Source organism: Halomonas meridiana (assembly GCF_009846525.1).
Lineage (GTDB): Bacteria > Pseudomonadota > Gammaproteobacteria > Pseudomonadales > Halomonadaceae > Vreelandella.
Genome location: NZ_CP024621.1, coordinates 1,970,201 through 1,982,515, shown reverse-complemented (window position 1 = coordinate 1,982,515; position 12,315 = coordinate 1,970,201). Strand labels below are relative to the sequence as shown.

Genomic DNA, 12,315 nt, shown 5'->3' with positions numbered 1-12,315 from the left:
TGTTGGAGTTGAGCTTTTTCAGGAGCCATCAACATGCCCATCTATGAGTACGAGTGCAAGGCCTGCGGCCATCGCATGGAAAAACTTCAGAAAATTAGCGCAGATCCGTTAAAAAGCTGCCCTGCATGTCAGCAAGATGATCTGGAGCGCTTGGTCTCTGCAGCCGGGTTCCGCTTAGCGGGTGGCGGTTGGTACGAAACTGATTTCAAAACAGGCAGCAAAAAGAACCTTGCTGCCGATGGACAGGCTGCCGGTAGTGCGAAAAGCGATACCAGCAGTACGTCAACGAACAAAGGCGCCGCGGCGTAGCCGCGGCTGTCAGGGCCATGGCCCAAGACAACTTAATTGCCACGAAACAGAACAGGATGTGACATGCGCAGCCATTATTGCGGCCAGCTTAACGAAACATTGGTGGATCAAACGGTCACCGTTTGCGGCTGGGTTCACCGCCGCCGTGACCACGGTGGGGTTATCTTTCTCGACATGCGCGACCGTGATGGTATCGCCCAGTTCGTCGTAGACCCCGATACCGCCGAGGCGTTTGCTAATGCCGACCGTGCACGCAGCGAGTATGTTCTGCGTATTACTGGCCGTGTTCGGCTGCGCCCCGAAGGCACGCAAAACCCCAACATGCCTACCGGCATGATCGAAGTGCTGGCAAAAGAAGTCGAGGTGCTCAATACCGCCGCAACGCCGCCTTTCCAACTGGATGAGCATGGCAAAGTCGGTGAAGAAGTGCGTTTGAAGCATCGCTATATCGATTTGCGTCGGCCCGACATGATCGAGAAACTGCGTCTGCGCTCACGCATTTCGCACAGCGTTCGTGCCTACCTGGAAAACCAGGGTTTCCTGGACATCGAAACGCCGGTACTGACTCGCGCCACACCCGAAGGTGCACGGGACTACTTGGTACCTAGCCGCACCCATGCGGGCAGTTTCTTTGCACTGCCGCAGTCTCCCCAGCTGTTCAAGCAGCTGTTGATGGTGGCGGGATTTGACCGCTACTACCAAATCGCCAAGTGCTTCCGTGACGAGGACCTGCGCGCTGACCGTCAGCCTGAGTTCACACAGATCGATATCGAAGCCTCTTTCGTGGAAGAGAATGACATCATGGGCATTACCGAAGCCATGATTCGTCAGTTGTTCCAAGAAGTGTTGAGCGTCGAACTTCCTGAGTTCCCCCGCATGACCTGGCAAGAAGCCATGGATCGCTTCGGCTCCGACAAGCCCGACCTGCGTATTCCGCTGGAGCTGACGGATGTCGATGACCTCATGCAGCAGGTGGATTTCAAGGTCTTCTCCGGTCCTGCCAGCGCAGACGACGGTCGTGTGGCGGCGCTCAAAGTGCCGGGCGGTGCCAAGCTCTCCCGTAAAGAGATCGACGAATACACCAAGTTCGTAGGCATCTACGGCGCTAAAGGCCTTGCCTGGATCAAAGTCAACGAGCGTGCCAAAGGTCTAGATGGCCTGCAGTCGCCGATCGTCAAGTTCATGGAGAACGTTGTCGAAGAGCTGTTGGACCGTGTGGGTGCCGAGGATGGCGACATCATCTTCTTTGGTGCCGACAAAGCGCGTATCGTCAACGAAGCCATTGGCGCATTACGCGTCAAGCTGGGGGCCGATCTCGACCTCTACACCCAAGCCTGGGCGCCATTGTGGGTCGTTGACTTCCCCATGTTCGAAGCCGATGACAATGGGCGCCTAAGCCCGCTCCACCACCCGTTCACGGCACCGTCTTGTTCGCCGGAAGAGTTGAAGGCCGACCCGGCCAAAGCACTCTCCCGCGCTTACGACATGGTGCTCAACGGCACGGAGCTTGGCGGCGGTTCTATTCGTATTCACGATCAAACCATGCAAAGCACCGTGTTCGAAATTTTGGGCATCGGCCAAGAAGAAGCGCAAGAGAAGTTCGGCTTCTTGCTGGATGCGCTGCAGTACGGCGCGCCGCCCCACGGTGGCCTTGCCTTTGGTTTGGACCGCTTGGTCATGCTCATGGCGGGTGCAAAAACCATTCGTGAAGTCATTGCATTCCCGAAAACGCAAAGTGCGGCTTGCTTGATGACCGATGCACCGGGTGAGGTCAGTGCCGATCAGCTAAAAGAGCTGAACATCCGTTTATGTCAAAAAGCCAAGGCAGATACGGCGGGCGAATAAGACCGCTGTGACGCTTTGACGAGTCAAACACCGACGCCTAGCGTCGGTGTTTTTGTTTGAGGCATTACCAAGAGAAGCGTCCATGGATGAGAGACAGCCGCCCACTGCGATCAGGATTTTGGGCATCGACCCGGGATCACGTATCACAGGGTATGGGGTGATTGACTTGGTGGGAATAAAGCCACGCTACGTGGCCAGTGGCTGTATTCGCACGGCGGAGGGTGCGTTGGAGCAGCGTCTTGCACAAATTTACGCAGGCATTAGCGAGGTGGTCGGACTGCACCGGCCGGATGCCGTTGCCGTCGAGCGCGTGTTCATGGCGAAGAACGCAGATTCTGCGCTAAAACTCGGTCAAGCGCGCGGGGCGGCGTTGGTCTGTCTGGCGAACCATGGGCTGAGTATTGCCGAATACGCGGCACGACAGATTAAACAAGCGGTGACCGGGCAGGGAGGTGCCGATAAAAGCCAGGTACAGCACATGGTCACGACGCTGCTTGGCCTGTCGGCAACGCCCCAGGCGGATGCCGCTGATGCATTGGCCATTGCGCTCACACACGCCTTCGCAGGGAGCGCGCTTGTCGCGGCAACCCCATCACGCAGCAAACGGCGTTCCACGGGACGCTGGCGGCTCTAGGCCTTACTGGTCATCTGTACAGAGTGGCTTTATAGTGGCGGCTGTTTTGATTGGCTGGGAGGCATCACATGATTGGACGGTTAACGGGCCTATTGCTGGAAAAACAGCCGCCGTGGATGGTGGTGGACGTTCACGGAGTGGGCTACGAACTCGAAGCGTCGATGAACACGTTCGTGGCGCTACCTGCCCCTGGCGAGCAAGTAACGCTTTATACCCATCTCACCATCCGGGACGATGCACACCTGCTCTATGGCTTTGGGCGAGACCATGAGCGGGCGCTGTTTCGCGCGTTGATCAAAGTCAACGGTGTTGGTCCGAAGCTCGCCTTGGCGATTCTGTCCGGCATGGATGAAGACGCCTTCATGCGCTGTGTGCGAGACGATGACAGCAAAGCGCTGACCAAGCTTCCGGGGGTGGGCAAAAAAACGGCGGAACGCTTGATTATCGAAATGCGTGATCGTTTCCCCGAATGGGAGCAGGGCGGCGACGCGCCGTTGGCGATGGAAGCCACGAGTGGGCACGCCCCGCCCAGAGACCAGTTGGCAGACGCAGAGGCCGCCCTCGTCAGCCTGGGGTATAAGCTGACCGAAGCGGCCAAAATGCTCGCTGATGTTGATCCGAATCAGAGCACCGAAGCGCTCATCAAAGCCGCATTGACCAAGCGAATGTCCGGTTGATCTGTGGGGACATCATGAGTCTGCATTGGCAAGCACTTTAAAAGAGCCACTATGTTAGAACACGACCGATTAATTGCCGCTGAGCCAGAACAGGGCGAAGTACGCATCGATCATGCGATTCGTCCCAAACACCTCAAAGACTATATTGGGCAACCGCGGGTTCGCGAGCAGCTAGAGATTTTCATTGGCGCGGCGCGGCTCCGCGAAGAGAGCCTGGACCACACGCTAGTGTTCGGCCCGCCAGGTTTAGGTAAAACGACGCTGGCGAATATCATCGCCACCGAAATGGGCGTCGGGTTGAAATCGACATCCGGCCCGGTGCTGGAGCGCGCTGGTGACCTTGCTGCGATGCTCACGAACCTTGAACCCGGCGATGTGCTGTTCATCGATGAAATCCACCGCCTCTCTCCAGTGGTGGAAGAAGTGCTGTATCCAGCGATGGAGGATTTTCAGCTCGATATCATGATCGGTGAGGGGCCAGCGGCACGCTCCATCAAGCTGGATCTTCCTCGTTTTACTCTGGTAGGGGCCACGACAAGGGCGGGGTTGCTTACGTCGCCGCTGCGTGATCGCTTTGGCATCGTGCAGCGCCTCGAATTTTACAACCTCGAAGAGCTGACGGAAATCGTCGCGCGTTCCGCCCGCTTGCTTGGCGTGGAAACCAGCCGTGAAGGAGCCATCGAAGTCGCCCGGCGCTCTCGTGGAACGCCTCGTATTGCCAATCGTCTGCTGCGCAGGGTGCGTGACTACGCCGAGATCAAAGGGAACGGCGTGGTCGATGTCTCGTTGGCCGATGCCGCGCTCAACATGCTGAATGTCGATCATCACGGACTGGATCACATGGACCGCCGTTTACTGCTGGCGATGATCGACAAATTCGATGGTGGCCCGGTGGGCGTTGACTCACTCTCTGCGGCCATCGGCGAAGAGCGCGATACCATCGAAGACGTCATCGAACCTTACTTGATTCAGCAAGGCCTAATGATGCGTACCCCTAGGGGGCGCGTGGTCACCCGTCAAGCTTGGCTACACTTCGACCGGACGCCCCACGAACAATCGATCGATGTCGAAGGAGAGCGTCGGCCATGAACGACGAGTTTCGCCTCCCCGTCCGGGTTTATATGGAAGATACTGACGCGGGAGGAATTGTCTACTACGTTAACTACCTGAAGTTTATGGAACGGGCGCGCAGCGAATGGTTACGTGATTTAGGGCTTGATCAGCAAACGCTGCTAGACGAAGGTACACAGCTAGTGGTATACCGCATGGCCTGTCACTACGCCAAACCCGCTCGGCTGGATGAGGCGCTCACGGTGACGGCAAAAATTACGCAACAAGGGCGCTGTCGCATGACGTTCGAGCAGCAAGTGCGCCGTGACGAGGAACTCTTGTGTTCCGCAACAGTCGAGATAGCCTGCCTAAACGCAGCCACTCTGCGTCCGAAAGCGTGGCCATCATCGCTTAACACCACACCTTCGTCGATAACGACATCAATTGATTGAAGAGGGCAACTGTGAACGATAACACCATGTCCATTCCCCACTTAATAATGAGTGCCAGCACGGTCGTCCAGCTGGTCATGTTGCTGCTAGTGGTGGGGTCGATCCTCTCATGGGTGGTGATCTTTCAGCGCAGCATTGCGCTTCGCCGAGCCAAGCAAGAGTACAACCAGTTCGAAGAGTCGTTTTGGTCGGGCGTCGATCTGAACGAGCTATATCGCGAAATTCCGGCGGACGATCCACGGCACGGCGCAGAGCATATTTTTCAGGCAGGTTTTCGTGAATTCAATCGGCTCATGCCCAAGACCCGCAGCGCAGATACGGTGCTGGAAGGCGTTCAACGCAGCATGCGCGTGGCATGGTCGCGCGAAGAGGATCGTTTGACCCAGCATCTCGTATTTTTGGCAACGGTCGCCTCAGCCAGCCCCTACATCGGCTTATTTGGCACGGTTTGGGGCATCATGGGATCGTTCCAGTCACTTTCTATGACGCAGCAGGCGACGCTGGCCACGGTAGCCCCCTGGATTGCCGAGGCACTGATTGCCACCGCCATGGGGCTCTTCGCTGCGATTCCCGCCGTTATTTTTTATAACCGCTTATCCAATAACGCATCCCGCCTGTTGGGCAAATACGAAGACTTTGCTGAAGAGTTTCACGCGATTTTGCATCGTAATCTGCAAGGGCGTGACGGCAAACCTAGCGCCGGTTAAGGGAGTCTGCCATGCAAGGTCCGTTCAATCGTAGCGGCAAGAGCAAGCCGATGGGGGAGATCAACGTCGTTCCCTTCATCGATGTCATGCTGGTTCTGCTGGTCATCTTCATGATCACCGCCCCCATGCTGACGCAAGGGGTACAGGTCGACCTGCCTCAAGTCACCTCTGAGCCTATCGAAACACCGGAAGACAATGACCCCATCATTATTTCGGTAGACCGCGAAGGCGGCTACTTCATTACTTTGGGTGAGGACTCGACCTCCGTGACGCTCGAAGAGATGTCGGAACGGGTCATGGCCATCCTACAACGCCGACCGGGAACACCGGTCATGGTGCGGGGAGACCGCAACGTCCCCTATGGGCAGATCGTCCTGCTCATGAGCACGCTACAGCGCTCGGGTGTCGCCAATGTGGGGCTGCTCTCCGAGCCGCCGCAAGATGGTTAAGGGCGAGTCGCACATGGCTGTGAAACCACCGCGTGACCCTCAAGATGTTGGTTATACGTGGCCAACGGTGTTGGCCGTTGCCGTGCACCTGCTGGTCATTGTGTTTAGCTTGGTCAAGCTACCCAGCATGACGGCCGAGCCTGACTCCTCCTCGATCGTGCAGGCCACGTTTGTGAGCACGGAAACGTTCACTGATCAGGCCCAGCAAGTCACCGAGCAGCAGGCGGCCATGAACAATGCCCCTGAGCCAGAAACGCCCGACCCAGAACCGCCCAGCGACGAGCCTTCCGCAGAGGATCAGGCAGCCGCCGCAGCGGCGCAACGCGAAGCGGAGGCCGAAGCGGCTGAACAAGCCCGTGCACTCGAGCAGGCGCAAGCAGAGGCGGAAGCTGAGGCTCAGCGCCGCGCTGAAGAAGCGGAGCGGTTAGCCGAACAGCAGGCAGCCGAAGCCCAAGCCCGTGAAGCCGAGGAGCAGCGCGCTCGCGAAGAGGCTGAGGCTCAGCGCCAGCGTGAAGCCGAAGCAGAGCGTGCCCGAGCAGAAGCGGAAGCCCAGCGCCAGCGTGAAGCTGAGGAGCAGCGCCAACGCGAGGAAGAAGCTCAACGTCAGCGCGAAGCGGAAGAGCAGCGTGCTCGCGAAGAGGAGGCTAGACGTCAGCGCGAAGCCGAAGAGCAGCGAGCACGTGAAGAAGCCGAAGCGCAACGTGCGCGGGAGGCCGAGGCGGAGCGTCAGCGCGAAGAGGAGGCTCGTCGCCAACGAGAAGCAGAGGAGCAGCGCGCTCGTGAAGCGGAAGAGCGTCGCGCAGCAGAAGCGGCGGAAGCCGCCATGCAACGCCAGCTCGCGGGAGAAGCAGAAGCGGCCGCCAATGCTCAACAGGCACAGCAAGCAGCCAATAGCTTCATCAATATCGTGCGCCGTGCCGTTGAGCAGGCCTGGCTGATCCCGCCAGCAGCGAGTGACTCGATGAGTGCTACGATACAGGTACGGCTTGGACCATCGGGTGAGCTATTAGCGACGTCCGTGGCCTCTTCAAGCGGCGACAGTGCTTTTGATCGTTCAGCCATGCAAGCGGTTGAACATGCGGCTCCGTTCAGCGAGTTACGTGACTTGCCAGCGGAACAGCAGCGTACTTTACGTCAATTTAATCTGCGATTTACCCCGGGGGATGTTCGCTGATGCAAACGTTAAGCAAAGTGTGGCTTTTTTGCGTACTGCTACTGATCAGCAGCGTAGCAAGCGCTAATCTAACCATTGAAATCACCCGTGGCAGCGATCAGGCGCTGCCCATCGGTGTCGTTCCGTTCGCAGGTAACGAGGGCCTGCCTGAGGACGTTGCGCAAATCGTACAGGATGACCTTGAACGCAGCGGATTTTTCGCGCCGTTAGAGCGCAGCGCCATGTTCGACCGTCCAAGCCAAGCGGCGGATGTCGAGTTCGGCACCTGGCGTTCGTTGGATGTGCGCTATCTAGTGGTAGGGCGTGCCCAGCAGACGGGCAGCGGATATGAGCTGCAGTTCGATTTGGTCGACATCAGCGGTCAGCGTCCCATGATCAGTGAGACGGTGACGGCCAGCAGCAACGATCTGCGAGGCGCGGCACACTACATCAGTGATCAAATCTTCGAAGCCATCACCGATATTCGCGGTGCCTTCTCGACGCGCATCGCGTACGTAACGGCACAGGGGTTGGGTGACAACATGCAGTTTGGCCTGTACGTAGCCGATGCCGATGGACGTCGCAGCCAACAGGTACTGACGTCCGATCAGCCGATCATGTCGCCCGCCTGGTCGCCGGATGGCCGTAAATTGGCCTACGTCTCTTTCGAGACGGGCAAAGCGTCCATTTACATCCAAGACGTCAATACGGGACAGCGCGTTCAAGCTACGTCGTTCGATGGCATCAATGGTGCCCCGACGTGGTCACCCGATGGCCGCCGCATCGCCATGTCACTCTCCAAGGACGGTCAGCCGGAAATTTACGTGCTGGACGTAGCCAACCGTTCGCTGGACCGTATTACTAACAGCAACAGTATCGATACCGAACCCGCGTGGTCTCCGGATGGTCGCAGCTTGATTTTTACGTCGGATCGCAGCGGCGGCCCGCAGATTTATCAAACTTCGTTAGGCGGTGGAGAGGCCAACCGACTGACCTTTACAGGCAACTACAACGCCCGTGCACGTTTCTCGCCAGACGGTGAAGAGATCTTTTTGATTCACCGTTCGAGCCGCGGTTTCCAAGTGGCGAAGCAGGATCTTGATGGCGGACGCTTAGTCGTGTTGAGCGAATCCACCAGAGATGAATCTCCTAGTGTTGCACCGAACGGGACCATGGTAATCTTCGCTACCCAACAGGGTAATAGCGGAGTACTAAGTGCCGTTTCAGCCGATGGCCGCTCGTCATTTAGGTTGCCCGCAGCACAAGGTGATGTACGTGACCCCGCGTGGTCACCTTTCTTAAATTAATAGATGAACAGCACTAATTTCTGTTTTCAGGCAAGGAGTCTGATTATGCAACTTAAGCCGTTGGCTCGCTCATTGGCAGTCGCGTTATCTATCGTAGTTATCGCTGGCTGTTCCAGCACCGGCGGAACCCAAGACGGTGACTCGTACGGAAGCCAGGATGGCAGCAGTATGGGTGCTAACACGTCGGGTGTGGGCACTAGTGGCCAGTATGGTTCAACGTCCGGTTCGGGCGCTGGCCAGCAGGCTGACTCACGTATTCCCGAAGTGCGTACGATCTACTTCGATTATGATCGTGACACCATCAAGAGCGACTATGAGTCGGTCGTCATGGCTCATGCGCGCTACCTGCGTGCCAACCCGAATGCCCGTGTGGTTCTGCACGGCCATACCGATGAGCGCGGCACACGCGAATACAACATGGCGCTGGGTGAGCGTCGTGCCGGAGCCGTACAGCGTTTTCTGAACATTCAGGGCGTTTCTCCGTCACAAATGAGCGTGGTTAGCTACGGTGAAGAGCGTCCGGCAGCGAGTGGCCAAAACGAAAATGCCTACTCGCAAAACCGTCGCGTCGTCTTTAACTACTGATAGCATTGGCGTGCGCAAGCACGACATTCGCATCATTCGGAGCTATCATGAATCACAGTCTCAAACGCTATTTTGAGAGGCTGTGCGGTGCGGGAGCCTTAGTGCTCCCGCTGTCCGTATTGCCCTTATCACTTTTGTCCAGTGCCGCCTTGGCGCAGCAACCCCTGGTACAAGATCTCTCTTCCAGTTCATCCAGCGGCTTTTACCAGCAGACTCAGCGGCAAGAGTCGTCAGGTGGCAACTTGGTGCTGTTCAACCAAGTGCAAGAGCATCAGCAGGAAATCCAGCAGTTGCGTGGTCAAATCGAAGAGCTGCGTCATCAGTTGGAGCAGCTGCGCAACCAAACACAGCAGCAGTATCTAGACATCGAAGATCGCTTGATGAGCAGCGCGCCTAGCCAAATCGAGCAGGCAACTCCGGCGGTAGAGCCTGAAGCGGCAGAGCAGGTCGTTAAAGCCCCCTCCACGCGTAACGTCAGTGAGGATGCTCAGGCAGATTACCAAGCGGCCTTTGCCCATGTGCAGGCCCGGCAATTTGGTGATGCGATTGCCGCGTTCGAAGCTTTCGTGGCCGACCATCCTGATAGCAGCCTGACGGCAAACGGCCACTACTGGCTAGGCGAACTTTACGCCGCCGAAGGTGAGCTGGACGCCGCAGATCAAGCCTTTACTCGCGTCATCGAAGAGTACAGCGGTAGTTCGAAAGTTCCCGATGCGCTCTACAAGCTGGGCTTGGTGAAAGCGCGCAAAGGAGAAGCTGAGCGTAGCCGTGAGCTTCTAGAGCAGGTACGCGACGACTATCCGCAGAGCAGTGCCGCAGGGTTGGCGAATGACTTTTTGCGCCAGTCGGCAGGTTAAATAGATTGACTAGAAACGCCTCAAGGAAACCTCATGAGCTGTAAAATCGACTATCAACCAACGCCCAATCTGTTGGAAAACCGCGTCGTGTTGGTAACCGGTGCGGGAGATGGGATTGGTCGCGCGGCGGCATTAACCTATGCCCGCCATGGGGCTACCGTAGTGCTATTAGGGCGCACGATTGCCAAGCTTGAACGCGTTTACGATGAGATTGAGGCAGCGGGCGGCCCACAGCCCGCCATTTTTCCGCTCAATTTCGAAGGGGCGACGCTCAAAGATTTTCACGATATGGCAGAAACGCTGGACAAAGAGTTCGGTCGTTTAGACGGCTTGTTGCATAACGCAGGATTACTAGGCCGAATCACACCTTTCGATCAATACAATCCGGAGCTGTGGGAGCAGGTGATGCAGGTCAATATCAATGGCCCCATCTGGATGACCCAGGCACTGCTGCCGCTCCTGCAAGCCTCCGACGATGCTTCGGTGGTGTTCACGTCATCCAGCGTAGGGCGTAAAGGGCGCGCTTACTGGGGAGCCTATTCGGTGTCGAAGTTTGCAACGGAAGGCTTTGTGGAAGTGCTGGCCGACGAATTGGACAATCAGCCCAACGTGCGGGTCAATACGCTGAACCCAGGGGCAACGCGGACACAAATGCGCCGTACCGCTTACCCTGGGGAAGACCCCTTCACGCTGCGAACACCCGAAGAGATCATGCCGACATACCTATGGCTCATGGGGCCCGATAGCAAAGGCGTCAGCGGCCAGAAGTTTGATGCCCAGCCGCCTCGCGCTTGATCGTTTCTCTCTTTTATCTCTTTTATCTCTTTTATCTCTTTTAAGCCGTTCGGTGGTCGTGCAAAGCGGCCACCAGCTCAGCGCAGGTCGCAAACCATAGGTCGGCTGGCCACTGCTGATAGTCGTCTTCTTCGCTGATATAGCCATAGCCCACCGCCACGGCCGTCATTCCTGCGGCTTTGGCTGCCTCCATGTCTCTTACATGATCGCCGATGTACCAACACGCTTCGGGCGAAACGCCGAGGCGTTTTGCCGCTTCCCAAAGCGGTTCAGGGGCTGGCTTCTTGACACTCAAATCGTCAGCACACAGTAGGGCGCCCGGGGTCAGCGCCAACGCTTCGATCAGCGGTTCCGTATAGCGCCGTGGTTTATTGGTGACGATGCCCCACAATCGCGCTTCCCCCTGCCACGCGAGCAGCCACTCATCCAGCGGTGCGAACAGTTGGCTATGGACGGCCACGGCCTGCTCATAAGCATCCAGCAAAAACTGCCGGGCTTTATCGTGCGCGTCGCTACCCGATTCCAACCCTAATGCCAGTGTAACGAGGGCGCTGCCGCCATTCGAGACTTGCCCGCGTATCTTTTGAAAGGGCAGCGGGGCCAACCCGTGGTGCGCTCGTAGCGCGTTCGTGGCTGCCGCCAGGTCAGGTGCGGTGTCGACCAGCGTGCCATCTAGATCAAATAGAATCGCTTGGGGAGAGGGCATCCGCATCACTCGCTCTCTCTACGGCAGTACATCATGTAATTGACGGATACATCATGAGCCACTAGACGATAATGGCGTGTCACGGGGTTGTACGTTAAGCCGGTCTGCTCACGTACCTCAAGCGCCGATGAGCGCGCCCAGTGAGCCATTTCTGAAGGGCGAATGAATTTTGCGTAGTCGTGGGTGCCGCGAGGGAGAAGCTTGAGCACGTACTCTGCGCCCAATATGGCAAATGCATAGGATTTCGGCGTACGGTTCAGCGTAGAAAAAAATACATAGCCGCCAGGGCGCACCAAGGCGCTGCAGGCACGAATGACCGAGGCAGGGTCGGGTACGTGTTCCAGCATCTCCATGCAAGTCACCACATCGTAATGGCCCGGCTGCTCGGCTGCTAAGCCTTCGACGCTGATATGGCGGTAATCGATCTCGACACCGCTCTCGTCGGCGTGCAAGCGAGCAACCCCAAGCGGTGCTTCCCCCAAGTCGATGCCTGTTACATGGGCGCCGCGATGGGCCATCGATTCACTCAGAATGCCGCCACCGCAGCCAACGTCCAGGACCTTTTTCCCGGCCAGCCCCGCCCGTGCGTCGATGAAGTCAAGGCGCAGCGGGTTGATGTCGTGCAGCGGCTTGAACTCACTGTTCGGATCCCACCAGCGGCTGGCAAGTGCTTCAAATTTCGCAACTTCTGCCGCATCGACGTTGTCTTGGTAGCGCTTAGAAGTGCTATCCTGAAGTGTCTCTGGCATGGTGTAGCCCCCATTAGCAGTGGGTGATGAGTGGTCCGTG

General features: G+C 57.5%; 15 protein-coding genes. 13 read left to right on the top strand and 2 right to left on the bottom strand.

Annotation, left to right across the window (positions count from 1 at the left end):
* The first annotated feature begins 33 nt into the window (after positions 1-33).
* From CTT34_RS09525 to CTT34_RS09465, 13 genes are all read left to right on the top strand, one after another.
* Positions 34-309 (top strand): FmdB family zinc ribbon protein, encoded by a 276-nt coding sequence (locus tag CTT34_RS09525; protein ID WP_159342220.1) that lies wholly within the window; start codon positions 34-36, stop codon positions 307-309.
* 63 nt (positions 310-372) lie between these two features.
* The gene (gene aspS, locus CTT34_RS09520; protein WP_159342219.1) at positions 373-2,154 is read left to right on the top strand and encodes an aspartate--tRNA ligase; all 1,782 of its coding nucleotides are present in this window, start codon (positions 373-375) and stop codon (positions 2,152-2,154) included.
* Positions 2,155-2,236: 82 nt separating this feature from the next.
* Positions 2,237-2,788, top strand: coding sequence for a crossover junction endodeoxyribonuclease RuvC (ruvC, locus tag CTT34_RS09515; RefSeq protein ID WP_159342218.1), 552 nt, complete (start codon positions 2,237-2,239; stop codon positions 2,786-2,788).
* A gap of 68 nt (positions 2,789-2,856) precedes the next feature.
* Positions 2,857-3,465: a Holliday junction branch migration protein RuvA gene (gene ruvA / locus CTT34_RS09510; protein ID WP_159342217.1), complete on the top strand. Its 609-nt coding sequence runs from the start codon at positions 2,857-2,859 to the stop codon at positions 3,463-3,465.
* A gap of 51 nt (positions 3,466-3,516) precedes the next feature.
* Positions 3,517-4,554 (top strand): Holliday junction branch migration DNA helicase RuvB, encoded by a 1,038-nt coding sequence (gene ruvB / locus CTT34_RS09505; protein WP_159342216.1) that lies wholly within the window; start codon positions 3,517-3,519, stop codon positions 4,552-4,554.
* Positions 4,551-4,967, top strand: coding sequence for a tol-pal system-associated acyl-CoA thioesterase (gene ybgC, locus CTT34_RS09500; protein WP_159342215.1), 417 nt, complete (start codon positions 4,551-4,553; stop codon positions 4,965-4,967). Before ruvB ends, ybgC begins: the two co-directional genes overlap by 4 nt.
* An 11-nt stretch (positions 4,968-4,978) precedes the next feature.
* Entirely contained in the window at positions 4,979-5,674 is a 696-nt protein-coding gene (gene tolQ / locus CTT34_RS09495; protein WP_159342214.1) for a protein TolQ, read from the top strand.
* Positions 5,675-5,685: 11 nt separating this feature from the next.
* The gene (gene tolR / locus CTT34_RS09490) at positions 5,686-6,123 is read left to right on the top strand and encodes a protein TolR (RefSeq protein ID WP_159342213.1); all 438 of its coding nucleotides are present in this window, start codon (positions 5,686-5,688) and stop codon (positions 6,121-6,123) included.
* 13 nt (positions 6,124-6,136) lie between these two features.
* Positions 6,137-7,297 (top strand): cell envelope integrity protein TolA, encoded by a 1,161-nt coding sequence (gene tolA / locus CTT34_RS09485; protein WP_254436361.1) that lies wholly within the window; start codon positions 6,137-6,139, stop codon positions 7,295-7,297.
* The gene (gene tolB, locus CTT34_RS09480) at positions 7,297-8,583 is read left to right on the top strand and encodes a Tol-Pal system beta propeller repeat protein TolB (protein WP_159342212.1); all 1,287 of its coding nucleotides are present in this window, start codon (positions 7,297-7,299) and stop codon (positions 8,581-8,583) included. The genes tolA and tolB overlap by 1 nt, the downstream gene beginning before the upstream one ends.
* Before the next feature lie 45 nt (positions 8,584-8,628).
* The gene (pal, locus tag CTT34_RS09475) at positions 8,629-9,168 is read left to right on the top strand and encodes a peptidoglycan-associated lipoprotein Pal (RefSeq protein ID WP_159342211.1); all 540 of its coding nucleotides are present in this window, start codon (positions 8,629-8,631) and stop codon (positions 9,166-9,168) included.
* A gap of 47 nt (positions 9,169-9,215) precedes the next feature.
* A complete protein-coding gene (gene ybgF / locus CTT34_RS09470) occupies positions 9,216-10,025 on the top strand; it encodes a tol-pal system protein YbgF (RefSeq protein WP_159342210.1) in 810 nt (269 codons plus the stop codon).
* Between the two features lie 33 nt (positions 10,026-10,058).
* Entirely contained in the window at positions 10,059-10,820 is a 762-nt protein-coding gene (locus CTT34_RS09465) for a YciK family oxidoreductase (protein WP_159342209.1), read from the top strand.
* A 40-nt stretch (positions 10,821-10,860) separates the two neighbouring features.
* Here CTT34_RS09465 and CTT34_RS09460 read toward each other — a convergent pair whose 3' ends face one another.
* Both CTT34_RS09460 and ubiG read right to left on the bottom strand, forming a co-directional pair.
* Positions 10,861-11,532, bottom strand: coding sequence for an HAD-IA family hydrolase (locus CTT34_RS09460; RefSeq protein WP_159342208.1), 672 nt, complete (start codon positions 11,530-11,532; stop codon positions 10,861-10,863).
* Positions 11,532-12,275, bottom strand: coding sequence for a bifunctional 2-polyprenyl-6-hydroxyphenol methylase/3-demethylubiquinol 3-O-methyltransferase UbiG (gene ubiG / locus CTT34_RS09455; protein WP_159342207.1), 744 nt, complete (start codon positions 12,273-12,275; stop codon positions 11,532-11,534). The genes CTT34_RS09460 and ubiG overlap by 1 nt, the downstream gene beginning before the upstream one ends.
* Positions 12,276-12,315: the final 40 nt, after the last annotated feature.

Coding starts and splice junctions, on each gene's coding strand:
- CTT34_RS09525 (WP_159342220.1), top strand. CDS start 34: ATGCCCATCTATGAGTACGAGTGCAAGGCCTGCGGCCATCGCATGGAA.
- aspS (WP_159342219.1), top strand. CDS start 373: ATGCGCAGCCATTATTGCGGCCAGCTTAACGAAACATTGGTGGATCAA.
- ruvC (WP_159342218.1), top strand. CDS start 2,237: ATGGATGAGAGACAGCCGCCCACTGCGATCAGGATTTTGGGCATCGAC.
- ruvA (WP_159342217.1), top strand. CDS start 2,857: ATGATTGGACGGTTAACGGGCCTATTGCTGGAAAAACAGCCGCCGTGG.
- ruvB (WP_159342216.1), top strand. CDS start 3,517: ATGTTAGAACACGACCGATTAATTGCCGCTGAGCCAGAACAGGGCGAA.
- ybgC (WP_159342215.1), top strand. CDS start 4,551: ATGAACGACGAGTTTCGCCTCCCCGTCCGGGTTTATATGGAAGATACT.
- tolR (WP_159342213.1), top strand. CDS start 5,686: ATGCAAGGTCCGTTCAATCGTAGCGGCAAGAGCAAGCCGATGGGGGAG.
- tolA (WP_254436361.1), top strand. CDS start 6,137: ATGGCTGTGAAACCACCGCGTGACCCTCAAGATGTTGGTTATACGTGG.
- tolB (WP_159342212.1), top strand. CDS start 7,297: ATGCAAACGTTAAGCAAAGTGTGGCTTTTTTGCGTACTGCTACTGATC.
- pal (WP_159342211.1), top strand. CDS start 8,629: ATGCAACTTAAGCCGTTGGCTCGCTCATTGGCAGTCGCGTTATCTATC.
- ybgF (WP_159342210.1), top strand. CDS start 9,216: ATGAATCACAGTCTCAAACGCTATTTTGAGAGGCTGTGCGGTGCGGGA.
- CTT34_RS09465 (WP_159342209.1), top strand. CDS start 10,059: ATGAGCTGTAAAATCGACTATCAACCAACGCCCAATCTGTTGGAAAAC.
- CTT34_RS09460 (WP_159342208.1), bottom strand. CDS start 11,532: ATGCGGATGCCCTCTCCCCAAGCGATTCTATTTGATCTAGATGGCACG.
- ubiG (WP_159342207.1), bottom strand. CDS start 12,275: ATGCCAGAGACACTTCAGGATAGCACTTCTAAGCGCTACCAAGACAAC.